Below are 21,953 nucleotides of genomic sequence, written 5' to 3'. Positions count from 1 at the left end.
TTCTTTAAATCTCATTTTTATTAATACATGTTACTACATTAATATAACATGTATAAGGGACGGGACTTTTGTGTTTACAATACGCCAGGGAAGCTAATGCCGCATCATCTCGTGTAGGGTAAAGATTACTATTCCATCTAAAAGCTTCTCTATCTAAAGCGGTACATCGCCACATAGGCGTTACATCGGCACCATGAATAAATCGAACACAACTGGCTTTAGAAGTTTTACACGAAGCAGGGGCAGTGCTCTTTTTTTTGCATTCAGAGTAAGAAAGATTTAAAGCTACCTTTTGGTAAGCACTTTGGGTCGTCCATTTAGTCTGGGTTGCATCCTGAGAGGAACATTGCCAGTAATTATCTTCGAGGGTTATTGATTCAGCAAAACTTGAAAGTGGAACAGCTAGAACAAGAAAAAAACAACATCTTATGTGTTTATTCATTTGTTTCTCCTTGAAGCAGGTCAGCTAAATCTTCGACAGGTAAAGCTTTAGAAAAATACCAGCCCTGTATAAGTCTAACCTCGTTTTGTAATAAATAATTCAGTTGTTCTTCTGTTTCTACTCCTTCTGCAATAATAGTTAGATTAATTTTTTTTGCTAAATGAATAATTGCATCATTTAATGTTTCAGCTATAGCTTTTGTACCGATTGCATGAATAAATAATTTGTCGATCTTAAGATAATTAAAAGGATAGTATTGCAAATAGCTGATACTTGAATGCCCTGTTCCATAATCGTCTATAGCTAAGGAATACCCAATGTTTCTAAGCTCTTGGAGTCTGTTGATATAAATTTCGTTATTCATATCAAGTAAAGAGCGCTCTGTTATTTCTAATAATATTTGTTTGGGTTCAATCAAATAGTGACGCACGAGTTTATAAAATTGAGGAAAAAATTGACTATCAGTGAAATGGAGTGCACAAATATTAAATGACAGATGAAAATTGGGCTGGCTATCCAAAATGTTTTTAGCTTCTTTAAACGCTATTTCAATAATTTGTAGGGTTATAGGGACAATTAAGCCAGTATCTTCAGCTTCCTCTATAAACAGATCAGGCATAATGATCTCATTACTATAATCTTGCCATCTTAATAATACTTCGGCCCCAGAATAGGTATTACGTTGAGTGTCAAATAATGGTTGATAAACAGGATAAAATTGTCCACTTTTAATAGCCTGTTTTATTGCGCCGTGCAATGAATAATATTTGTTAAATTTATTTTTAATCAAAAGGTATAATAAAACTGTGAATGTTAAAATATCAAGGATCAGCAGGATTTGATTATGCAAAAGGTTGTTAATTAAAGTTTGATCAGGTCCTTCGACCGTAAGTTCAATGCCATTAAGAGTATTTAATGGAGCACTGGCAAATATTTGTTCTGTAAAAATGGGTAATTTATCCATCCAAGAGCTATTAGTTGGTTTTTGAATCCGGATAAGTTCTTTTTTCTGATTCACATCGTATAACGTAATCGTTTGTATTCCATTTTCTGAAATATTCAATTCTTCATTGAGGACGGGAGACAAGAGGATCATTTTTATTTGATAAATACCTATTTTTTTTTGAATCAGGTAGATAGGATGAATAAACATAGGGACTTTTAATGGACCTATAAGTGAGCGACTGTTGTCGTGACTTAGATTAAACGTTTGGTTTTGGGGTAATGTAGAGCACGAAATCTGGTGCCTGGTGTCATAAATCATAAGTCCAGAGACTTGGGGATAATTCATAATAATCTGTTGTAAGTAAGGATCAAAATCATTCTTACAATTTATATTGTTCTTTTGATACGTAGGTATTTTATTTATTTCAAGAAACACATCATTGATAAAACGATCAATATTTTGAGCTCGTTTATGGGTTATGTCTGTAATATAATTAAAAAAATTCGAAACACTCTTATACCAATTAATATAAGAAAATGCTAAAAGTAAAAAAATGGTAAAAAATATCCAGACTAGCCTCAATCGCTTGTAAACAATAAATGCCATGTTTCTGTATATTTTTCGCATGTTTTACGGCGTTAGATAGGCTCCCTTTATAGAGTGTAGTGTTATTTCCGCTAATTTCCCAATTACTTCATGTTGCGTATTTAATGGAGGTAGCCAGTAAAGCGTTTTACCTATAGGCCTTATTAAAGCTCCATGGTTTAATGCTTGCTGATAAACACTATTGCCTATGCGATCATCTTCAGTGCCTTCTAGATCCGCTGCTACTACGGCTCCAATTCCTCGAACATTACTTAATTTACCAGAGAGTTGGGCTACTTCAGTTAAGGCTGCAAACATGTATTCACCTAACTTTTGAGCTTGCTCGAGGATTTGTTCTTCCTGCATGACGCGAATGGTTGCTAATGCGGCGCTGACCGCGAGTGGATTTCCACTATAAGTATGTGAATGTAAAAAAGATTTTCCGCTTCCATAATCTGCATAAAAAAGATCAAAGATTGAGTTATCGATCATTACACAACTTAAAGGGATCGATCCGGAGGTCAATCCTTTGGATAAACAAATAAGATCGGGTTCAACATCTGCATGATCTGATGCTAACCATTTACCTGTGCGACCCATTCCCGTCATTATTTCATCGGCGATAAGATAAATATCCTTGCTTTTAGCCCAGGATGATAAGCGTTTAAGGAAATCGGGGCTATAACACAACATTCCTCCCGCACCTTGAAGTAAGGGTTCTACAATGATGGCACAGACTTTATCACTGATTGCTTCCAATTCTTTTTCTACAATGGGCCAATAGTTGTCACAATTGTGCCATAAGGGATCTCCTTTCCCCGAGATATACGGTATATTTTCAATATAATGACAGGTAAGACCAAACGATGAGTAGGGAGCTTTATAAAGACCTAAATCACTAATACTCATTGTACCTAGGGTTTCTCCATGGTATCCATTCTTAAGAGCAATGAACTGGTTCCTATCTGTATGGCCTTTGATTTGATTCGCATGGATTGCAAGTTTCATCGCGATTTCAACGGCGCTAGAGCCATCACTTGCGAAGAAAACATGTTGTTTTTGTGTAATTTGGGTTAACGCTTCGGCTAGCTCCACCAGTTGTGGGTGTGTGGTATTTGCGGTAATGACATGTTCGAAGCGATTCATTTGGTCTTTTATTGCTGCAATAATCGCCGGATGGCCGTGACCTAAAGATTTACACCACCAACTGGAGATAGCATCAATTAGTGGCCCTTTGTTGGTATAGAGATAACTACCCTTAGCTTTTTCAATAAACAAAGGAGGGCATGTCTCAAAATCTTTCATTTGTGTGCAAGGATGCCAAAAATGTTTCAAATCTCTACTAATTAATTGGTTGATGTTGACCATTTTTAAAATTTTGGTTGACAAGATGGGTTGGGACTTTATCATGTCCGTTACCTAAATTAAATAAATACGACACAAAATTGCAGCGAAGTTAGGTGCTTTCGCTTCACTTAATATCCTTGATTAGGAGGTAATGTTGTGACTCAAGTTAAGAAGCACTGGGCTGTTTCTGAAATTACAGCACTTTATGAACAACCCTTTAATGATTTGCTACATCAAGCACATACGGTACATAGAGAATACCATCAACCAAATTCATTACAATTCGCTACATTGTTAAGTATTAAAACTGGAGCATGTCCCGAGGATTGCGGTTATTGTTCTCAAAGCGGCCATCATAAAACTCATGTTGAGAAAGAAAAGTTAATGTCAGTTACTGATGTATTAAAAGCCGCTCAAGAGGCAAAAGAAGGTGGGGCTAAACGATTTTGTATGGGAGCTGCCTGGCGTTGTCCTCCGGATAAGGCGATGGGTGAGTTACAGGAAATGATTAAGGGAGTAAAGTCTTTAGGGCTTGAAACCTGCATGACTTTAGGTATGTTAAATCAAGAGCAGGCTGCCAGTTTAAAAGAAGCGGGTTTGGATTATTATAATCACAACATTGATACATCACCTTCTTATTATGAAAAAGTAGTTACAACACGCAAATTTAGTGAGCGATTGGATACCTTAAATAATGTTCGAGCTGCCGGAATGAATGTGTGTTGTGGTGGTATTTTGGGCTTGGGTGAAACACGTGCAGACCGAATTGAGTTTTTATTCACTTTAGCAAACATGGAAACACCGCCTGAAAGTGTACCAATTAATCGTCTAATACCTGTAGAAGGAACACCTCTTGCAAAAGCTCAACCAGTAGAAGGTATTGAGTTAGTAAGAACCATAGCTACTGCCAGGATAATAATGCCTCAAAGTGTCATTAGACTGACGGCTGGAAGGACTGAAATGAGTGATGAATTACAGGCCCTTTGTTACTTTGCAGGTGCGAATTCAGTATTTCTTGGAGATAAGTTGTTAACTGAAGAGAATCCTCGACGTACAAAAGATAAGGAGCTTTTTAGTAAACTTGGTTTAACTGAGATGGTTTAAATGCCTCTAAGTTATAAAATTAAAGATTATATTAATCAGCTGGCACAAGAAGGTTTATTAAGAAATAGACTAGTGACGGCTGAGGATTCCTCATTAATTCATTTTGACAGCAATGATTATTTATCCTTGGCAAGAGATAAACGTATCTCTGCAGGATACCAACGAGGTTATGCTATATACCCTAGTGGGAGTGGGGCTTCGATGTTACTGAGCGGCTATCATCCCAATCACCGCGCTGTTGAAGAAGCATTTGCCAATTTACTAGCCGTAGACGATTGCATTTTATTTTCTTCGGGATATGCGGCAAATCTCGCAGTTACAGCCTTATTAGGAAAGTTAAACGTTCATTGTTTTATTGATAAGGAAATTCATGCTTCAATTTATGATGGCTTAGCATTATCGCATGTAAACTATACCCGTTATTTGCATAATAATTTAGATGATTTAAGCGGTAAATTAACTAGTGATTTTAAAAGTTCGGCGTTAATCACTGAAGGAGTTTTTAGTATGAGCGGCCAATTGGCCCCTTTGGTAAAGCTCTCTTCAATGTGTCATGCGAATAAAAGCGCACTCTTAGTAGATGAGGCGCATTCTTTTGGGATTATAGGCGGCGAGGGAAGAGGGGCGACAGACTATCATGAGTTGACTCAAAATGAAGTCCCATTACGAATAATTCCATTAGGCAAAGCTTATGCGGCGCAAGGTGCCCTTGTTGCTGGAAAAGCAGACTGGATTTATGCTTTATTGCAAGCGGGCCGTTCCGTTATCTATTCGACTGCGGTAAGTCCTGCTTTAAGTTATGGTTTATTGAATACTTTGGAATTGGTAGTCAAGGCAGAAGACAGACGTTCAAAATTAGGACAACTAATAGCCTTATTTAGAACGTACGTGAAACAATCCCCTTTAAATTGGACTGATTCTATTAGTCCAATTCAGCAACTCAAATTAGGATGTCCTCACTTAGCTTTGCATTATGCTCGCGAATTAAAGAAACGGGGGATAAGTTGCTGTGCGATAAGAAAGCCTACCGTGAGTGTCAAAGCATCGGGATTACGTATTATTTTGAATTACGATCATACTCCGGAGCAAATTCATGAGTTATTTAATCAGTTAAGTGAAATTTATGAACATAAACATCCATAGTTATGGAGAAGGATACCCGCTTGTTTTTTTTCATGGATGGGGATTTGACAGTCAGATCTGGTCACCATTAATACCCAAGCTTCTCATGCATTACCAACTTATCCTCGTTGATTTGCCAGGATTTGGTTATACCACAATAATGGACTGGGATTTATTTAAAACGCGCTTAGTCAATCAATTGCCCGAAAAATTTGCATTAATTGGTTGGTCTATGGGCGGATTATATGCAACGCGTTTGGCAACAGAGGAACCGGATAGGGTCGATTATCTTATTAATATTACTTCATCACCACGATTTTTAAATAGCGAGCTATGGCCAGGGGTATCTCCAGAAGTTTTTAGAAATTTTTATAAAAGATTATCAGAAGAACCACATGCTACATTAAAAGAATTTCTAGAGCTCAATGGATTAACAGCTAATAAGGAGTTTCCACCTTTACCTAACCAATTGCCCTCTCAAGAGGGGCTGGAATTAGGTCTTAAAAGTTTAGAATCTTGGGATTTGCGAGAAGAATTAAAGCAGTTCAGTAAGCCAACATGCTTTATATTTGGTCGACTAGATCCTATTGTACCGATTAAAACAATGAATTTCATGCAATTGGTCTACCCCAATGTTCATCTTGTTTTATTTAAGCGAGCTGCACACATGCCCTTTTTATCCCATACAGATTTATTTATTGACGAACTACGAGGATTTATTAAATGAAACGTTTTTTTATCACAGGTACTGACACGGATTGTGGTAAAACCTATGTTACAGCACGTTTGGCCAATTATTTCTCATCCTCAGCCGCAATTAAACCTGTAGCAAGTGGGTGCATGGAAATAGAAGATCAACTGATAAGTAGTGATGCACAATATTTACAAAAAAATGGTATTAGTTTGGATGTAATAAATCCCTGGCGGTTTAGATGGGCTGTTTCACCCCATATTGCTGCACATGAAGAGGGTGTTCAGTTATGCATTAATGAAATTGCAGATTATTGTCTTAATGTGCAGCTTGATGGTATTGAAAACTTGTTCATTGAAGGTGCGGGTGGATTAATGGTTCCACTCAACGATCATGAAACTTGGATTGATTTTTTGAAGATTACTAGAATCCCGGTTATTTTGGTTGTTGGTATGAAATTAGGCTGTATCAACCATGCATTGTTAACAGAATCGGTTTTACGTACAAACAACATTCAATGTATGGGATGGATTGCCAATTGCATTGATCCCAATATGCAAGCTTTATCCGCCAATATAGATACATTAAGCCAAAAACTTACTTCTCGTCTTTTAGCCACAGTGCCATTCTCTGGTGAATTGACTCTGATTAATTCATTTCTTGATCATTATTAACTTGGTGGGTTGAATCCTTTTTTGTTGCCACTTGTTGTTTTAATAACACTATTGTATGTTAATGAAGAATTCATTTAATGAAAAGGAAAACTATGTCTACACGAGATAAGTTAATACAATCAGTAATGACTGCATTTTTTGTTTTAGTAGCAACAGGAAGTTCAGCGGCAGACAGCAATGACAATAATACTGCTGCCACGGAAAAATGCTACGGAATTGCTAAAAAAGGAATGAATGATTGCGCTACTGCAACTGCTTCTTGCGCTTCATCTGCAACAAAAGACAAACAAAAAGATGCCTTTATTTTATTACCTAAAGGACTTTGTGAACGAATTGTTGGCGGAAGTCTCAAATCTGAGTAATAATTTGAATATAAAAATGATGTAAAATTACATAGTAAATAAGGAAATTGATTATGAAGCAAACGCTAGGAAGTTGGTTTTCATCATTGCTTATGGCAATTACTTTTTCTACTTCAATCTATGCTGCACCTGAAACATACACTTTAGATAAAAATCACACTTACGTGTTATGGAGTGCGGATCACATGGGTTTTACAACTCAATATGGAAAATGGTATGCAACAGGACAGTTAATTCTTGATAAAGACAATCCAAGTCAGAGTAAAGTTAATGTGACAGTTGATGTTATGGATATGATTACGGGACTTCCAGAGCTGGATAAACATTTAAAAAGTAATTTGTTTTTTGATGCTGAGCATTATCCCGCAGCTACCTTTGTTAGTAATAAAGTAACCCCACAAGGCGATAAAAAAGCTACAGTGGAGGGTATTCTAACGTTACGCGGTGTAAGTAAGCCTGTGATATTGCAGGTTACCTTAAATAAGGTGGGAATGAATCCGATTAGTAATAAACAGTCAGTCGGTTTTACTGCCACAGCCTCTATAAATCGTTCGGATTTCGGAATCAATGCATTCTTGCCTGCAGTGAGCGATAAAGTAAACCTTTTTATTGGAGCTGAAGGATATCAGGATCAAAATAAAAAACCAGATCAAGATAAAGACCAGGCGCAAGGTAAAAAATAGGATATTTTATGCAATTCAAAAACAGCCCCACACATTTTGGTATTGTTACCATAGTATTCCATTGGGTAATCGCTTTATTAATTATAGGGCTATTGATACTTGGTTTATATATGGTGTCTATGCCTTGGAATGCCCAAAGGCTAAAATACTATGGCTGGCATAAAGAGTATGGTTTTTTAGTCCTATTTTTAGCTATTTTAAGGATCATATGGCGTCTAGCGAATGAAAATCCTGAATTGGCTTTACCTTGGCTGGAAAAAATTGCGGCACGCAGTATGCACTGGGCATTCTATGTATTTATGTTTGCGATGCCCATTACTGGTTGGCTAATCACATCAGCCGCGGGATTGCCTGCTTCATTTTTTGGTTTATTTACTTTGCCTAATCTTATAGCACCTGATGAAAGCAAAAGGATTTTATTTGAATCGATTCATGAATGGTTAGGTTATGCGCTTATTGCGGCAATTTGTATGCATACCGCAGCTGCTTTAAAACATCATTTTATTAATAAGGATGATATATTACGGAGAATGTTCCCATGAAAATGATTAAGTATTTTCTTGTTTTATTATTTTTGAACAGTGTCAATGCGAGTGCGGATGCCTTATCTGAATGGACCCTAGTTCCAAATGAAAGCAGTATAAGTTTTACTGCAACACAAAATAATGCACCTGTTACAGGTACCTTTAAAGAATTTACGGCAAAAATAGTTGCAGATCCGAAAAATTATCAAAATAGCAGTGTGGTGGTGGAAGTGAACATGAACTCACTCACAACCTCCTACGCAGAAATTACTTCCATATTACAGGGTTCCGATTGGTTTAATGCTAAAGAGTTTCCAAAGGCTGAATTTAAGTCATCTAAATTCACAAAAAAAGATGATAAAAATTATGAAGCCACTGGGACATTGACGATAAAAAATAAATCGTTACCAGTAACGCTTACGTTTACCGCTGTAGAATCTCCTAAAGATCATCTGATTGTTGAAGGACATACTAACTTAAAACGGTTAGATTTTGGAATTGGACAAGGGGACTGGTCGAGTACTAGTGAAATAAAAGATGAAGTCACAGTAAATTTTAAAGCGGTTGCTACGCGTAAACAATAATTTCATTCAGGGGTTAACAATACCTCCTCCCAGCGTACTAAGGAATCTTCAGTAAATGGCAGGAGGTATATGGAATACAATGCCTGAAATTGAGATCCTTCGTCGTAAACTCCTCTGGATGCAGGAATGGAGGCTATACGTTATCCCGAACCTATAGAACTATTCATCCTTTACCAGCACACTTAAATGATGCATTGTTAATTAATTATTGCTCCATAAGCCACTTCTTCTTTAATTCGATAAATTTGGCTTTTTGATTGTCGTTTAAAAGAGCAAACATTTCATGTTGCATCATTATCTTACTTCTTAACATAGAAGCTCTAATTTTATTGACCTTCTCTATCAAAGCATCAAGTTTTGCTTCATCAATTTTATCAGTCTTAACCAAAGAGTTTATCTGGCTGCGTAAAATTCTGAGCTGAGCATAATGTTCTTTGAAGTTTGCTTTTGCATTTTCTTTATATGCTTTTAATTTTGCTTTTTGATCTGCAGTAAGGTTAAGTTCTTGCGCTAACTTATCAAATTGACGATGAGAATTACAATGTTTTGAATCATCAATGCAAGCAAAGCTTGGCTGTCCTAAGATTAAGGTTAATGCGATTGTTGATAGCCAAATAAATTTTTTCATTATTTAATCCTTATAATAATTAAACTAACTTTCCTGTTTAACATCATGACGATGAACCTAAAATATTATTAATTTAAAATCAGTGATACCAAGGATCGCCTAATTTTATTTTTTTATCTTTTGTAAGACTAAAAATAGTTGCTTTATGACAAAGACTATCGAGTTCTTTGATTAATTTTTGTGTATATCCTTTATGCTGACGGATACTATGAAGGATATTTTTGAATTGGAGGATATTAAATTCATTCTCTTGAGTAAAACAACTTAATACCAGCTCAAGATCTATTTTGGCACGATTTTTTCCTTTAGAAGTAAAATGGCTGGATGTATGCGGTATTTGCTGAATGTATTGTTCTATATCATTTTTTATTGTAAAAAAAGAAACAGGTAAACTTTGAGCAAGTTCTTTCTGACGTGTAGCAAGGAACTTTGTCCGGGATGCTTGTAATTTTTTTCCAGAATCCAGCCAGGAGGAATCGTTTAATTCGCCTTCGTCAACACCTAGAAACTTGAGCATTCCCAAAACATTTTCGTGCAAGGGAATAGAGTTTTGTGAGCGAAAAGCATTTTGCAATCCATAATGATTGAAAGAGAGAGGTTGAATCTCTTTAATGAACTTATCGGAGTCCACAACGTACCCACTGAATAATGCATTTGATATTTGTATTGGACCTGTAGTGCAGACCACAATGGACTTAATATAAAGGTCTCGTTCCTTATTCATTAAGTAAGCTAGGAACTTCTCATCATTTTTTTCTAAAATACGTCTAATTGAAGAATATTCTTTGCTGAAAAAAAGATACTTAATTAGGTTTAATTGTGTCTCGAGATCTTTCCGTAATCTCTTGATCACCTCTTCATGGGTTTCTTGCGCCTCAATTTTATTAAAATCTAAAAATTTATTTCTATCGGTCATTACTTCATTAATATAGGCTCTGATTTTTAATGAAGAATCGGAAGTATCTGGTGGTAGGATTTCTTTGGATTTTGCTATATAAAGGGACTCAGAACGATTTTTCATAAACTTTAAAAGATGGCGATTTATAAAGCTGTTCGCATTTAATTCATTTTCAGTTCGTTCAATAAAATCGGTATCATAATGTGCTAGTCTTGAGATAAGTCCGGATTGTACGCGTTCAATGTCTTTTTTTGCAGCAAGTTCATCTACAATAGCAACAAAATCATTATTTGATAGAATAAATTCTTTTCTACCCATTTTTAAACTACCGATGTTAAGAAGTATGGGCATTTCAGTTGCAATGAGCTTAGGAAGTTTGGATGTATCAATGGGGAAATCAAAATCTGTATAAGTCCCTTTTTTAAATATTGGTGACAGCCATCTTAAAATATCACTTGCAACGGCCAAATTCCCACCAGATTTTAAATTAGATAATTCTTCTTTATAAAAACTATACAATTTCAATTCATTATCCGATTGAAGGGTGGCAAGTAGGGTGTTGGCATCAAAAGTAATAATCTTATGTTCCTTACAGAATTCATCTAATGAATTTACAGAAGCATGAGTCAATAATGCAGAGTCATATACTAGATGAATCGTATCGTTAGGATTGTTTTCGCGCATTTCAATAAGACGAATTTGATTTTCCAAATTCATAAACACGTTTGGATTATTACTTAACCAGATTTTTACATGTAAGTTTGGATTATATTGATACATTTTATTCTTAATTTTTAGGTTCAATAAATTACCGTATATAAAAACTAGTCACTGTATATTCCGGAACGCAATAAGAACGTTCATATAAAAAGCTTAGCACAAGATAAAAAAAATGAATTGCGACTAAATTCGATTGATGAATTTCGTCGAATATGTTATAAATACCGCGCTTTAAATACACACACGGTTCGGCACATACGATAGGGTCCCTTGAGGGTTTCGTATGGGAAGCGTGGAGGAATAACCCTGGAGAATAAATTATGAATATAAGCATGCGTGAATTGCTTGAATCAGGTGCTCATTTTGGACACAGAACGCGTTTTTGGAATCCTGAAATGGGCGATTATATTTTTGGTTCCCGCAACAAAATTCACATTATCAATCTTGAAAAAACAATGGTAATGCTCAATGATGTTGTCAATTATGTGGGTAGATTGGCATCTAATAAAGCAAAAATTTTATTTGTAGGAACTAAAAGGGCAGCACAAGACAGTATTCGTGAACATGCGAAGCGTTGTGGTATGCCTTATGTTGATCATCGTTGGTTAGGTGGTATGTTGACCAACTATAAAACTGTTCGTCAATCCATTTTTCGCTTAAAAGAATTAAAAGAAATGAAAGAAAAAGGATTATTTAACGGCATGATTAAAAAAGAAGCATTGATGCTGACACGTGAACTTGAAAAATTAGAAAGAGGTTTAGGTGGGATTGAGCACATGGGTGGTTTGCCTGATGCTCTGTTTGTTGTTGATGTTGGCTTCGAGCATATTGCTGTTGAAGAAGCACATCGATTAAAAATCCCTGTGATTGGTGTTGTTGATACCAACAATAGCCCAAGAAATATTGATTATATTATTCCGGGTAATGATGACTCCATGAGAGCAGTTGATATTTACGTACGTTGTATTGCTGATGCAATTTTAGATGCTAAAGGCACTAATACAGTAGGAGTAGGTTCATCTGACGCTGAATTTGTAGAAGTAGTTGAACAAACTAAAGATGCAGAAAAAGCTGGGGAATAATTAGAATTTAACATATAGGGGGCTGGGTGTTTGAACACCTAAATTTGCCCCCTTTTTGCTATACGGAGAAATGAAAATGTCAATTAGTGCAAGTTTAGTCATGCAGTTACGTGAGCGTACAGGTGCTGGTATGATGGAGTGTAAAAAATTTCTAATAGCAACCAATGGTGACATAGAAGCTGCAATCATTGAAATGCGTAAAGCAGGCCAGGCAAAAGCAGATAAGAAAGCTGATCGTGTTGCTGCGGAAGGTGTAATAGTAATCGCACGTTCTGTTGATGGACGCAGCGCAGTGATGCTAGAGATAAACAGTGAAACAGATTTTGTGGCGCGTGATGAGAACTTTACCAACTTTGCTAACTCAGTTGCTAATGCTGCATTAAATAGTTCAGCCACAACAATTGTAGAATTGTCCGCTATGCCTCTTCCATCAGGCGGTACCGTAGAACAAGCCCGTCAACAGTTAGTAGCAAAGATTGGCGAAAATATTAAATTAAGACGCATAGAACGTATGCATTGCGACACTGGAGTTATTGGTTGCTATTTACATGGATCAAGAATTGGTGTTATGGCTGCGCTTAAAAATGGTGATGAAGAGCTTGCTAAAGATATTGCAATGCACATTGCTGCGAGCAAACCCATTGTAGTAAGTAAAGATCAAGTATCTACTGAAGCGATTGAAAATGAACGTGAGATTTTTACTGCTCAAGCCAAAGAAAGTGGCAAGCCACAAGAAATTATCGATAAAATGATTGAAGGTCGAATCAACAAGTTTATTGATGAAGTAAGCTTATTAGGTCAACCCTTTGTTAAAAATCCAGATATTAAAGTAGGTCAACTTTTGAAAGAAAAGAATACTGAAGTTCTTTCTTTTGTTCGTTATGAAGTTGGAGAAGGTATAGAGAAAAAAGAAGACAACTTTGTTGAAGAAGTGATGGCTCAGGTTCGTACATGATGAATGAAAGTCACCCATTAAAATATAAGCGTATTTTACTTAAATATAGTGGCGAAGCCCTTATGGGCAAGTCACAATTTGGTATTGATCCCTCAGTCTTAGATACATTAGCTAAGGATATAGCCGATTTAATTAAGATGGGCGTTGAGGTTGGTCTCGTATTAGGTGGTGGTAATTTATTTCGTGGTAAAGCACTTTCTCAGGCAGGCGTTGGTCGTGTAACAGGCGATCATATGGGAATGCTTGCTACCGTAATGAATGCTTTAGCGGTGAGAGATGCTTTAGAACGTATTGATATGCCTGCGCGTATTATGTCAGCTATTCCTATGCTAGGTGTAGTTGACCCGTATCATCGACGCAAAGCAATTGAACATTTGCGAACTGGATATGTTGTAATTTTTGCGGCCGGAACTGGAAATCCGTTTTTCACTACAGATACCGCCGCTTGTTTAAGAGCTATTGAAATAGGAGCTGATGTAGTTTTAAAAGCCACTAAAGTCGATGGTGTTTATTCAGAAGATCCTTTTAAAAACCCTAACGCCAAACGGTATGATTATTTAACTTATATTGAAGTTTTAACACAAGGCTTGGAAGTAATGGACTCTACTGCAATTTGTCTTTGTCAGGATCAAGGCATGCCTTTACAGGTTTTTGATATGACTGCACCTAATGCATTAAGAAGAATTGTATCTGGAGAGCGCGTAGGAACTATAGTCGGAGCTAATCATGATAAATGAGATTAAGCAAGATTCAGAAAAGCGGATGAAAAAAACTATTGAAGTGTTACAAACTGATTTGACTAAAATTCGCACAGGAAGAGCGAGTGTTGGTTTGCTCGATCACATTCAAGTTGATTATTACGGAACTATGACCCCCTTAAATCAAATAGCAAATGTTTCTGCTAGTGATTCACGAACAATTTTAGTGACTCCATGGGAAAAATCTATGGTAGCAGCCGTAGAAAAAGCTATTTTGACTTCAGATTTGGGGTTGAATCCTGCGACAGCAGGCAGTGCGATTCGTGTTCCAATGCCCCCATTGACTGAAGAACGTAGAAAAGAGTTGATTAAGGTTGTTCGTAATGAAGGCGAACAAGGAAAAGTTTCCATTCGTAATATTAGAAGGGATGCGAATACTCAATTAAAGGATTTGGTCAAAGATAAAACTATTTCAGAAGACGATGAACGTCGCGCAACAGAGGTTATTCAAAAGCTTACTGATAAATATATTCTTGAAATAGACGGATTATTAGCCGAAAAAGAAAAAGATTTAATGGAAATTTAATTCTAGTTACTGCTTGAGGCAAACAGCCTCAAGCAGCAATATTCATTTTGTTGTACTTTCATTATAACTAAAGTAATTAGTTCGTTCGCTAACTTATGTAATAAGGGAAATTTGTACTAAAGTTTGCATCACTTTTTTATAATCTCGAATGCATCTCGCCCTAAAATGTTATGTAAGTCACTTTGAGGTTAACCCATGATATATAAGGTCGTTTTTTTTGGTAAAAGTGATAGTGGTAAAACTCAACTTAATAATCGAATAGCAAATCTAAATTTCGAAAATGGGGCCCCACTTACCATAGGTGCTGATTTTTTGACAAGGCGAATAGACTCTAATAACAGTGTAAGCATATGGGACACAGCTGGACGAGAGCAATACAAAGGAATGTCAAAAATGTTTTATAGAGGTGCAGATGTTGGGGTATTTTGTATTGATCTAACCCAAGAAATTAAGGAAGAAGAAATCCTTAAAAGTATCCAAGAATTTCGTCACTATGTACCTACTGCCCCTATTATTTGTGTTGGAACAAAATCCGATTCCCCCAAAGCGGATGTGAAAGCGCTTGATAGAATTAAATCGAAAGAATTATTTGCTGATTTCATCGTCACCTCAGCAAAAGATGATAAAAATGTAGAAAATCTTTTTGGTTTAATCTGTAAATATTGTAGCGCTAAGCTTCTATCCTTATGGAACGAGAACGTTGAGGCACTCCAAAGTAGTTTACAATCGCTCCCATCAGAAAAAAGTTTATTAATTAATAAAGAATTAATAGAGCTGTCACAAGTTATATTGGCGAGGCATGACAATTCTAGTGTAAGCCCCAAAATTAAGGCTAAAGCGATTGAAGACTTTAAACATAATTGTAAAACTATTTTAAAAGATGAATATCCAGATGTTCTTAAAGCAGTTCTTTCAGTTGCTGCAGCCGCTATTGTACTTACTGTAACTGCATTGATTGGATTTACAATAGGGGTGGCTTGCAGTTGGTGGACAGGTCCAGGGGCATTTTTTGCAGGTCTTCTAAGTGGTTATACTGCTGCGGTTACCGTAGCCTCATCCAGTACTATGCTAGGGGCCCTAACTGGTGGACTCACAGCGTATGGATTATTTAAATCATCTCCAGAACTGCGCGCCATCAATGAATTTGCTGAAACAGTATCTTCCTTCGACCCCGCGATTGTGTTGTAGTTTAAAAATTTAAATGAGTATTTCGCAGTTTTTTATAATAACCCATATCTCTCATAGCAAGTTTTATGGGAGTTCTCCATAAATCGAGAGGAGGAAATCGCTGGGGTAGATGATAATCGGTTCTCAACCGAACTCATCGTCTAAAAAATGTTGTTAATTGTTGCCAGGTAGTTTTTTTATAATCTCCAACATAACCCCACGAGTCGACCCAAATAATTCGTTTAAACGCATCAGTGTGTTTTATTTTATTCATAAATAATTCTTTACTGTCATTTTTGGCAGCAAGAATTACCATGTTTGCACTTTGTCTTATAGGGATCACCAACGTATTGCTAAATTGATGTTTAATTAATTGAAAAATCGGGTATTGTTCTTTAATATTTGCTAGATTTACAGCAAAAATTCCATCATCAGTTATTATTTTTTTGCATGAAGCAAAAAACTGCTTGTTTGAACATTCAGGTGGAAAATGGTTTGCATTGTAGAGATCCACAATGAGATGTGAAAAATGAAATTCACTTGTTTGTACATAATCCATTGCATTTTCATGAATGATTGTTAAATTTTTTAAACGATCCATTATAAAAAAACGTTTTGCTATCTCGATAACCTCTTCGCTATTATCTACTGCAGTCAAATGAATATCCTTCAGCATTAGTGCGACTCCAGCCCCACCTAGGCCTAACATGCAAGTACTACCGGGATATTTTCGAGCCATTAATGTGAGTGCGGGTAGATAATGAAGGCCTGGCTGATGTGGATTATGACGGTTTATAACGGTTTGTAACGCATTACTTCCTAGTTTTAACCATCGATAAAATGCATTTTGATATACTTTGTAACCTGAAGGAGACGTATAAATGCAGGTACCTAATTTTGTTTTCCACATTTTAGGAAGTCTTCTCTAATTGAAAGGGATAAATTGACCCTAGTTTTAGTATTCCAGTTAATTCATCCAGAGCACAAAAACACTCTTCAAGTAACAGAGGATCTGCTAAGTCGGTTGCAATTAACTCAGTACGATAGTGTTTTAATACCCACTTTTTTAAAAGCTTTAATAATTCTTCATTTATTAAAACGCCTTGATGCATTGCTTGAAGTTCCTCTTCATTTAACGCAATACGTAATCTCAGACAAGCGGGGCCACCACCATTTCGCATGCTTTGTTTCAAATCAAGGAAGCGAACGGAGTTAATGGGATTCGAAGAATCAGAGAGTATTCTCTCAATACAGCTATTAGCACGTGAATTAGTTTGACACTCAAAAGGAGCTATAAGCATCATAGAGTTTTGTTGGGGCAAGCTAACGACTTGTGAATTGAAAAGGTAGGTTTCAACAGCATCCACTATACTCAGTTCTTTTGCTGAAATTTGAATGATATTGATGGGGAATGAAGCTTTGTCGTTTAATTCGTTAAGGACAGAACCTTGCTGATGAAATGCTTGTTCGTGGATGAGTAAGACCGATTCATTCGCTACACATATCACGTCATTATGAAAAACACCTTGGTCGATAGCGAGCGGATTTTGATAAGCGAATACAACATGGTCTGTCGATAATTGATGTTGACGGACGATGGCTTGTGATGCTTCTTGGGTTTGTCGAGCTGGATATTTTATTGGCCCAGGTTGCAATGGATTGTTTGCTAAACCTTTTTTCCCATATACAAAAAGATGAATTCCAGGTTGATTGTAGCTCTGGCAGATGCGGCTGTGATTCGCAGCACCCTCATCTCCCATAATGGTTGATCGAGGTAGAATAGGGTGATGATGGAAGTAATCTGAGTTTGAGAAAATAAATTCCAGAATTTTTTTGGAGAAATCAGCTTCATGATGTCGGTGTAAATTACTTACAAGATTTGCTGCTGTAAAATGAACTTTGTGGTCTTGGGTATCAGTACTTGGGGAAATTGTGGCAGCATTTGCTGACCACATACTGGAAGCTGAATAACAAGCACTGAGAAGATCAGGGGCTGTTCTGTAGGCTTTATTAATTTGTTCTTTCGGTGTACCACAAAAACCCAATTGGTAAAGTAGTTCAAGATTAGGGCGTTGGTGGGGGGGAAGTAAACCCTGTTGGAGGCCCATTTTATGAAGTAGGTGCATTTTCTCTAATCCTTGCAAAGCAGCTGCTTGAGGATTGGAACTTGCTAGTGCGTTCGAGAAGGAGGCAATATTGCCTTGCGCAAGCCCGGCATAATTATGGGAGGGTCCGACAAGGCCATCCATGTTTAATTCATAAACATTCATTTCTAATTATCCATTTTTAAAGTAATTACTAAGCGGAAACTCAATGGGGAAGTTAGGCATAGATGCACCAATGATTTACCTTACTTAGACAGTTTAGAATTTTCCACATAATTTTATTTACCCAATACAATACCAGGCAAAATTTGTTCAGGCATTGTTAGAACTGGCTGCTCCATACTGGAAACCGGATAAGCGCAATAATCTGTGGCAAAATAAGCACTGGGCCTATGATTTCCACTTAGCCCAACCCCTCCAAATGGAAGGCTACTGGCTGCTCCTGTTGTAGGTCGGTTCCAATTAATTAATCCAGCGCGTATTTGTTGATAAAATTGATCATAGTGTTGCTCATTATTACTAATCAAGCCCGCAACTAAACCGTAACGGGTTTGATTAGCCAACTTGATGGCTTCATCAAAATGATTGTAACGATATATCTGCACTAAAGGAGCAAAAATTTCCTCATCTGGGGGATTTTCAAAGTGTGTCATATCAATTATGCCTGGTGACAGTAGGCCAGTCTGTTCAGCAAGTAAAGTCATTGGTAAGAGGGAAGAGCCACCCGAGTCAACCAGTTTTTTTTGACTCTGAAGATGTTTAGTGGCTTGTGCATGACTAATAACGGGGCCCATGAAGGGTTCTGGTGTTTTATCAAAAGGGCCAATCTTAAGAGATGAGCATGTTTTGATAAAATTATTTAAAAATTCATCACCCTGGTGTGTGTCTGGAATAATGACGCGTCGTGCGCAGGTGCAGCGTTGACCTGCCGTAAGCAAAGTGGAGAGCAAGGTATGATAGATGGCCGCATGAAGATCAGGAATTTCATCAATGACTAAAGGATTATTTCCCCCCATTTCAAGAGCTAAAATTACTTCAGGTTTATCGCTAAATTGTTGATGGATGCGTAACCCCGTTGTATAACTTCCTGTAAAATATACGCCTTGAATATCTTGTGAAAGTAAAGCTTTCCCACAAGAGGCATCGCCTTGTAAACAATTAATCACTCCGGGCGGTATTTTGCTTTCATGCCAACACTGCATAATAAATTCAGCGACCGCTGGTGTCTGCTCACTTGGTTTATAAAGAATTGTATTGCCTGCAAGAAGGGCTGGAACTATGTGTCCATTACTTAAATGGGCGGGGAAATTAAATGCGCCAAGCACCACTACGACCCCTTGGGGTTTAAAACGAAGACATGCATTAGCTTCTGTGGTTTTGGTTATTTTTGTCCAAGTTCGCTCATGGTATGCTTGTATGGATAAATTAATTTTTCCTATAACAGCATTGACCTCAGTATGAGCTTCCCATAAAGGTTTTCCCGTTTCTAAAGCGATTAGGTGTGCTAGATGATCACGATTTTTATCAATTTCTTGTGCAAATTTGTGGGTATAATGGGCTCGTTTTTCGAAATCCAAAGAGGACCAAGGAGAAAGTGCTTGTCGTGCTGCGTCAGAGGCAGCTGAAACTTCTTGAGCTGTAGCATTTGTGCCTTGCCAAAGTATGGTACCATAGCTAGGGTTTATGGATTCAAGTGTAGTTCCATGACCTCTTATCCATTGACCATTAACATATTGTCCTTTTCCATAGATTATTTCACCTTTAGTCATTTACCTCTCCACTCTCACATTGTAAAGGAGCTATTCGTAATTGATTTCCGCATTTGACTTGGAGGAGATTAGCTGTTTCTTTACTAATAATGCAGGTATTATTTTCTTTATTGACTAGCGCACTATTAATAGTTGCTCGAAAATTCAATTGGGTATTTGATAATAAATAACTAGTGCTACTCACCTCATCACTAATATTTTTAATGGTTACAACTTGGCTAAGTTCGATGGTTTTAATTTGTGATAAGGGAACCTCAAGGGTAGGGCCAGCATCAAAAATATCAATATACTTATTATATCGAAAACCTTCTTTTAATAAGATGTTCATAGCTGCTTGAGTGGAAGGATGGGCTTGTCCAATTACTGCTTGGGCTTCCAGCGACAGCAATTTAATGTATAAAGGATTTCGTGGCATTAAATCAGCTATAAATTGTTTGTCAGTTGCTAGAGTAAGTCGATCGGCATCTTCAAAAGACATATGAAAAAAATGGCTTCCCACATTTTCCCAAAAAGGTGATATACCCTTCGCATCTGAGATTCCCCGCATTTCAGCAATTACTGTTGAGGCAAAACGTTCAGGATGCTGGGCGATAAATAGGAAACGTGCTTTGGATAGCAATAAACCATTTTTATTTTTTCTATACTTCGGTTCTAAAAAAAGCGTGCAGATTTCACTTCGGCCTTGATTATCATTCACTAAGCTTAAAACCTCATAATCACTACGAATATTTAATGAGCGACTAATTCGGGTACGTTTGGAAATTTTATAAGAATAGAAAGGAGCCTCATGACCGGTATAGGATTCAATTCCTGAAACACCGATTATTTTTTTACTTTTAGGGTTTTCTAAAACAAATAGATAATATTCATTATTTGGCTTTTCAATATTTTTTTTAAATGAATCAGTGGACCAGTGAAGTCGTTTTGCCAATATTTCCTTATCTTTAGAAAGTGTCGTGATTCCTACACCACTTTCTTCGGCCAAATGATGAATGGCATCTAAATCTGTATTGCACGCACTACGAAATAGCATCATTTTTTAAATCCTCTAAGCCACCTTGAGCAAGGTCGAGTAAGAGTAGGGCACTAAGTGCAGCACGTTCAGACAGACTATCGAGTAGTATATATTCATCTGCACTGTGGATATTTCCTCCCCTGACTCCCAGTGTATCTAGGACGGGTAAACCGTGTTGTGCTAAGTTATTTCCATCACAGCAGCCCCCACTATCTTTCCAATCTATAGATAAACCGAGCTCTTGTCCTAAATGTTGAACACGATGAAACAGACGTTCTGTACCTGAGCACACACGTTTAACGGGCCTACCAAATACACCATGTATACTTAAAGAATAGTCTGGACGTTTTAATTGAACAACAATATTATCAAGTTCGCTTCGTACCCAAAATTCATCTTCAGGCAGACTGATTCTAATGTCAAGTTGCGCTACCGCTTTGTCAGGAACTACGTTAAGTGCTTCGCCACCTGCGATTTTTCCTACGTTGATGGTTACTCCATTACGCTTTCCATTAAGAGCGTGTATGGCACTTATCGCTTCAGCTAAGTAACAAATTGCATTTCGTCCTTCTGCAAAATCACGTCCTGCATGAGCTGCTTTGCCAGTAGCGATGAGTGTTAGTTTTCCGCTTCCTTTACGATTTTTAGCTAAAGTTCCATTTGCGGTCATGGCTGGCTCGTATACTAGAGCTGCTTGGTAATTAGATGCCAGTTTATCAAAAAGTATGCTGGATGCTGGTGATCCAATTTCTTCGTCTGCATTAATTAAAACATCCCAACCCAGTTCTGTCGCGCAGTCGTTCAGTTCAAAAGCAGATAAGGCATGCAACATCACGATAAGCCCACCTTTCATATCAGTAACACCAGGCCCGTTGATACAGTTATCATTAATATAAGTTAATTTCTGGAATGGATTATTGACAGCATATACAGTATCCATGTGTCCACAAAGTAAAACACGACGTTTTAAGTGGGGCCGTTTTCTGATGAATAGAACATCCCCACAACTTTGGAGTGAAGTAGTTCCGCACATATCAATAACTGAGAGGGGTTGCAATTTTTTTTTATCAATTGTATCTGCAAGGGGCAGATAGACTTCCTTCAGTAGGTTAGCCATGGAGGCTAATCCAACTAAATTCGTAGTCCCAGAATTAATCTCACAAAATTGATGGAGTTGTTTCACCATCATGCCTTGTTTGTTTTTTATTATATTTATCAGCTTATTATATGATTTAATCACGGGTTTTGGCTTAATGCTAAAAATAC

At 37.1% G+C, this 21,953-nt stretch carries 23 protein-coding genes; 13 read left to right on the top strand and 10 right to left on the bottom strand.

The window, feature by feature from the left end:
* Nucleotides 1-4 precede the first annotated feature (4 nt).
* The 3 genes from ACWTE2_RS01085 to bioA are packed head-to-tail and all read right to left on the bottom strand — an operon-like array spanning nucleotide 5 to nucleotide 3,341.
* Nucleotides 5-442 carry a hypothetical protein gene (locus ACWTE2_RS01085; protein WP_454783798.1) on the bottom strand — a complete coding sequence of 146 codons (438 nt, stop codon included), beginning with the start codon at nucleotides 440-442 and terminating at the stop codon, nucleotides 5-7.
* Nucleotides 435-1,994: an EAL domain-containing protein gene (locus tag ACWTE2_RS01080; RefSeq protein ID WP_454783797.1), complete on the bottom strand. Its 1,560-nt coding sequence runs from the start codon at nucleotides 1,992-1,994 to the stop codon at nucleotides 435-437. The genes ACWTE2_RS01085 and ACWTE2_RS01080 overlap by 8 nt, the downstream gene beginning before the upstream one ends.
* 24 nt (nucleotides 1,995-2,018) lie before the next feature.
* Nucleotides 2,019-3,341: an adenosylmethionine--8-amino-7-oxononanoate transaminase gene (gene bioA / locus ACWTE2_RS01075; RefSeq protein WP_483099541.1), complete on the bottom strand. Its 1,323-nt coding sequence runs from the start codon at nucleotides 3,339-3,341 to the stop codon at nucleotides 2,019-2,021.
* Between the two features lie 135 nt (nucleotides 3,342-3,476).
* On the opposite strand from bioA, the gene bioB reads away from it, so the two are divergent.
* The 8 genes from bioB to ACWTE2_RS01035 all read left to right on the top strand — a co-directional run bounded on the left by bioB (nucleotide 3,477) and on the right by ACWTE2_RS01035 (nucleotide 9,064).
* Nucleotides 3,477-4,424, top strand: coding sequence for a biotin synthase BioB (gene bioB / locus ACWTE2_RS01070; RefSeq protein ID WP_454783795.1), 948 nt, complete (start codon nucleotides 3,477-3,479; stop codon nucleotides 4,422-4,424).
* Complete coding sequence (locus ACWTE2_RS01065; protein ID WP_454783794.1) at nucleotides 4,425-5,567, top strand: aminotransferase class I/II-fold pyridoxal phosphate-dependent enzyme; 1,143 nt, start codon at nucleotides 4,425-4,427, stop codon at nucleotides 5,565-5,567.
* Nucleotides 5,548-6,273: an alpha/beta fold hydrolase gene (locus tag ACWTE2_RS01060; RefSeq protein WP_454783793.1), complete on the top strand. Its 726-nt coding sequence runs from the start codon at nucleotides 5,548-5,550 to the stop codon at nucleotides 6,271-6,273. The genes ACWTE2_RS01065 and ACWTE2_RS01060 overlap by 20 nt, the downstream gene beginning before the upstream one ends.
* On the top strand, nucleotides 6,270-6,911 hold the full coding sequence (gene bioD / locus ACWTE2_RS01055) for a dethiobiotin synthase (protein WP_454783792.1): 642 nt from the start codon (nucleotides 6,270-6,272) through the stop codon (nucleotides 6,909-6,911). Before ACWTE2_RS01060 ends, bioD begins: the two co-directional genes overlap by 4 nt.
* A gap of 92 nt (nucleotides 6,912-7,003) precedes the next feature.
* Complete coding sequence (locus tag ACWTE2_RS01050; RefSeq protein ID WP_182390720.1) at nucleotides 7,004-7,273, top strand: BufA1 family periplasmic bufferin-type metallophore; 270 nt, start codon at nucleotides 7,004-7,006, stop codon at nucleotides 7,271-7,273.
* Between the two features lie 53 nt (nucleotides 7,274-7,326).
* Nucleotides 7,327-7,956, top strand: a complete 630-nt coding sequence (locus ACWTE2_RS01045; protein ID WP_454783791.1) for a YceI family protein — start codon at nucleotides 7,327-7,329, stop codon at nucleotides 7,954-7,956.
* An 8-nt stretch (nucleotides 7,957-7,964) separates the two neighbouring features.
* On the top strand, nucleotides 7,965-8,498 hold the full coding sequence (locus tag ACWTE2_RS01040) for a cytochrome b (protein ID WP_454783790.1): 534 nt from the start codon (nucleotides 7,965-7,967) through the stop codon (nucleotides 8,496-8,498).
* A complete protein-coding gene (locus tag ACWTE2_RS01035) occupies nucleotides 8,495-9,064 on the top strand; it encodes a YceI family protein (protein ID WP_454783789.1) in 570 nt (189 codons plus the stop codon). Before ACWTE2_RS01040 ends, ACWTE2_RS01035 begins: the two co-directional genes overlap by 4 nt.
* 205 nt (nucleotides 9,065-9,269) lie before the next feature.
* Here the strand turns inward: ACWTE2_RS01035 and ACWTE2_RS01030 are convergent, their stop codons facing one another.
* Both ACWTE2_RS01030 and ACWTE2_RS01025 read right to left on the bottom strand, forming a co-directional pair.
* A complete protein-coding gene (locus ACWTE2_RS01030) occupies nucleotides 9,270-9,692 on the bottom strand; it encodes a Spy/CpxP family protein refolding chaperone (protein WP_454783788.1) in 423 nt (140 codons plus the stop codon).
* Nucleotides 9,693-9,771: 79 nt separating this feature from the next.
* Nucleotides 9,772-11,370 (bottom strand): glycosyltransferase family 88 protein, encoded by a 1,599-nt coding sequence (locus ACWTE2_RS01025; protein ID WP_454783787.1) that lies wholly within the window; start codon nucleotides 11,368-11,370, stop codon nucleotides 9,772-9,774.
* Between the two features lie 257 nt (nucleotides 11,371-11,627).
* Here ACWTE2_RS01025 and rpsB point away from each other — a divergent pair, with 257 nt between their 5' ends.
* The 5 genes from rpsB to ACWTE2_RS01000 all read left to right on the top strand — a co-directional run bounded on the left by rpsB (nucleotide 11,628) and on the right by ACWTE2_RS01000 (nucleotide 15,819).
* Nucleotides 11,628-12,392, top strand: a complete 765-nt coding sequence (gene rpsB / locus ACWTE2_RS01020) for a 30S ribosomal protein S2 (protein ID WP_454784422.1) — start codon at nucleotides 11,628-11,630, stop codon at nucleotides 12,390-12,392.
* A gap of 76 nt (nucleotides 12,393-12,468) precedes the next feature.
* Nucleotides 12,469-13,347, top strand: coding sequence for a translation elongation factor Ts (tsf, locus tag ACWTE2_RS01015; RefSeq protein WP_454783786.1), 879 nt, complete (start codon nucleotides 12,469-12,471; stop codon nucleotides 13,345-13,347).
* Entirely contained in the window at nucleotides 13,344-14,084 is a 741-nt protein-coding gene (pyrH, locus tag ACWTE2_RS01010) for a UMP kinase (RefSeq protein WP_182390715.1), read from the top strand. Before tsf ends, pyrH begins: the two co-directional genes overlap by 4 nt.
* Nucleotides 14,074-14,631: a ribosome recycling factor gene (gene frr, locus ACWTE2_RS01005; protein ID WP_454783785.1), complete on the top strand. Its 558-nt coding sequence runs from the start codon at nucleotides 14,074-14,076 to the stop codon at nucleotides 14,629-14,631. The genes pyrH and frr overlap by 11 nt, the downstream gene beginning before the upstream one ends.
* A gap of 195 nt (nucleotides 14,632-14,826) precedes the next feature.
* On the top strand, nucleotides 14,827-15,819 hold the full coding sequence (locus tag ACWTE2_RS01000) for a Rab family GTPase (protein WP_454783784.1): 993 nt from the start codon (nucleotides 14,827-14,829) through the stop codon (nucleotides 15,817-15,819).
* A 133-nt stretch (nucleotides 15,820-15,952) separates the two neighbouring features.
* On the opposite strand, the gene ACWTE2_RS00995 is transcribed toward ACWTE2_RS01000, so the two are convergent.
* The 5 genes from ACWTE2_RS00995 to ACWTE2_RS00975 form a co-directional block, all read right to left on the bottom strand.
* Nucleotides 15,953-16,708 (bottom strand): spermidine synthase, encoded by a 756-nt coding sequence (locus ACWTE2_RS00995; RefSeq protein ID WP_454783783.1) that lies wholly within the window; start codon nucleotides 16,706-16,708, stop codon nucleotides 15,953-15,955.
* A gap of 1 nt (nucleotide 16,709) precedes the next feature.
* On the bottom strand, nucleotides 16,710-18,068 hold the full coding sequence (gene astB / locus ACWTE2_RS00990; RefSeq protein WP_454783782.1) for an N-succinylarginine dihydrolase: 1,359 nt from the start codon (nucleotides 18,066-18,068) through the stop codon (nucleotides 16,710-16,712).
* Nucleotides 18,069-18,181: 113 nt separating this feature from the next.
* Nucleotides 18,182-19,672 carry a succinylglutamate-semialdehyde dehydrogenase gene (astD, locus tag ACWTE2_RS00985; protein WP_454783781.1) on the bottom strand — a complete coding sequence of 497 codons (1,491 nt, stop codon included), beginning with the start codon at nucleotides 19,670-19,672 and terminating at the stop codon, nucleotides 18,182-18,184.
* A complete protein-coding gene (locus ACWTE2_RS00980) occupies nucleotides 19,665-20,708 on the bottom strand; it encodes an arginine N-succinyltransferase (RefSeq protein ID WP_454783780.1) in 1,044 nt (347 codons plus the stop codon). The genes astD and ACWTE2_RS00980 overlap by 8 nt, the downstream gene beginning before the upstream one ends.
* Complete coding sequence (locus tag ACWTE2_RS00975; protein WP_454783779.1) at nucleotides 20,692-21,927, bottom strand: hydrolase; 1,236 nt, start codon at nucleotides 21,925-21,927, stop codon at nucleotides 20,692-20,694. Before ACWTE2_RS00975 ends, ACWTE2_RS00980 begins: the two co-directional genes overlap by 17 nt.
* Nucleotides 21,928-21,953 lie beyond the last annotated feature (26 nt).

It is taken from the genome of Legionella nigrisilvae, assembly GCF_977063395.2.
Note: the sequence above shows the minus strand (reverse complement) of the source record. Positions and strands in the feature narration are given on the sequence as shown.

Excerpts from the sequence above, each read along its gene's own strand:
- ACWTE2_RS01085 (WP_454783798.1), bottom strand. The coding sequence starts at position 442 with ATGAATAAACACATAAGATGTTGTTTTTTTCTTGTTCTAGCTGTTCCA.
- ACWTE2_RS01080 (WP_454783797.1), bottom strand. The coding sequence starts at position 1,994 with ATGGCATTTATTGTTTACAAGCGATTGAGGCTAGTCTGGATATTTTTT.
- bioA (WP_483099541.1), bottom strand. The coding sequence starts at position 3,341 with ATGGTCAACATCAACCAATTAATTAGTAGAGATTTGAAACATTTTTGG.
- ACWTE2_RS01065 (WP_454783794.1), top strand. The coding sequence starts at position 4,425 with ATGCCTCTAAGTTATAAAATTAAAGATTATATTAATCAGCTGGCACAA.
- ACWTE2_RS01060 (WP_454783793.1), top strand. The coding sequence starts at position 5,548 with ATGAACATAAACATCCATAGTTATGGAGAAGGATACCCGCTTGTTTTT.
- bioD (WP_454783792.1), top strand. The coding sequence starts at position 6,270 with ATGAAACGTTTTTTTATCACAGGTACTGACACGGATTGTGGTAAAACC.
- ACWTE2_RS01050 (WP_182390720.1), top strand. The coding sequence starts at position 7,004 with ATGTCTACACGAGATAAGTTAATACAATCAGTAATGACTGCATTTTTT.
- ACWTE2_RS01045 (WP_454783791.1), top strand. The coding sequence starts at position 7,327 with ATGAAGCAAACGCTAGGAAGTTGGTTTTCATCATTGCTTATGGCAATT.
- ACWTE2_RS01040 (WP_454783790.1), top strand. The coding sequence starts at position 7,965 with ATGCAATTCAAAAACAGCCCCACACATTTTGGTATTGTTACCATAGTA.
- ACWTE2_RS01035 (WP_454783789.1), top strand. The coding sequence starts at position 8,495 with ATGAAAATGATTAAGTATTTTCTTGTTTTATTATTTTTGAACAGTGTC.
- ACWTE2_RS01030 (WP_454783788.1), bottom strand. The coding sequence starts at position 9,692 with ATGAAAAAATTTATTTGGCTATCAACAATCGCATTAACCTTAATCTTA.
- ACWTE2_RS01025 (WP_454783787.1), bottom strand. The coding sequence starts at position 11,370 with ATGTATCAATATAATCCAAACTTACATGTAAAAATCTGGTTAAGTAAT.
- tsf (WP_454783786.1), top strand. The coding sequence starts at position 12,469 with ATGTCAATTAGTGCAAGTTTAGTCATGCAGTTACGTGAGCGTACAGGT.
- pyrH (WP_182390715.1), top strand. The coding sequence starts at position 13,344 with ATGATGAATGAAAGTCACCCATTAAAATATAAGCGTATTTTACTTAAA.
- frr (WP_454783785.1), top strand. The coding sequence starts at position 14,074 with ATGATAAATGAGATTAAGCAAGATTCAGAAAAGCGGATGAAAAAAACT.
- ACWTE2_RS01000 (WP_454783784.1), top strand. The coding sequence starts at position 14,827 with ATGATATATAAGGTCGTTTTTTTTGGTAAAAGTGATAGTGGTAAAACT.
- ACWTE2_RS00995 (WP_454783783.1), bottom strand. The coding sequence starts at position 16,708 with ATGTGGAAAACAAAATTAGGTACCTGCATTTATACGTCTCCTTCAGGT.
- astB (WP_454783782.1), bottom strand. The coding sequence starts at position 18,068 with ATGAATGTTTATGAATTAAACATGGATGGCCTTGTCGGACCCTCCCAT.
- astD (WP_454783781.1), bottom strand. The coding sequence starts at position 19,672 with ATGACTAAAGGTGAAATAATCTATGGAAAAGGACAATATGTTAATGGT.
- ACWTE2_RS00980 (WP_454783780.1), bottom strand. The coding sequence starts at position 20,708 with ATGATGCTATTTCGTAGTGCGTGCAATACAGATTTAGATGCCATTCAT.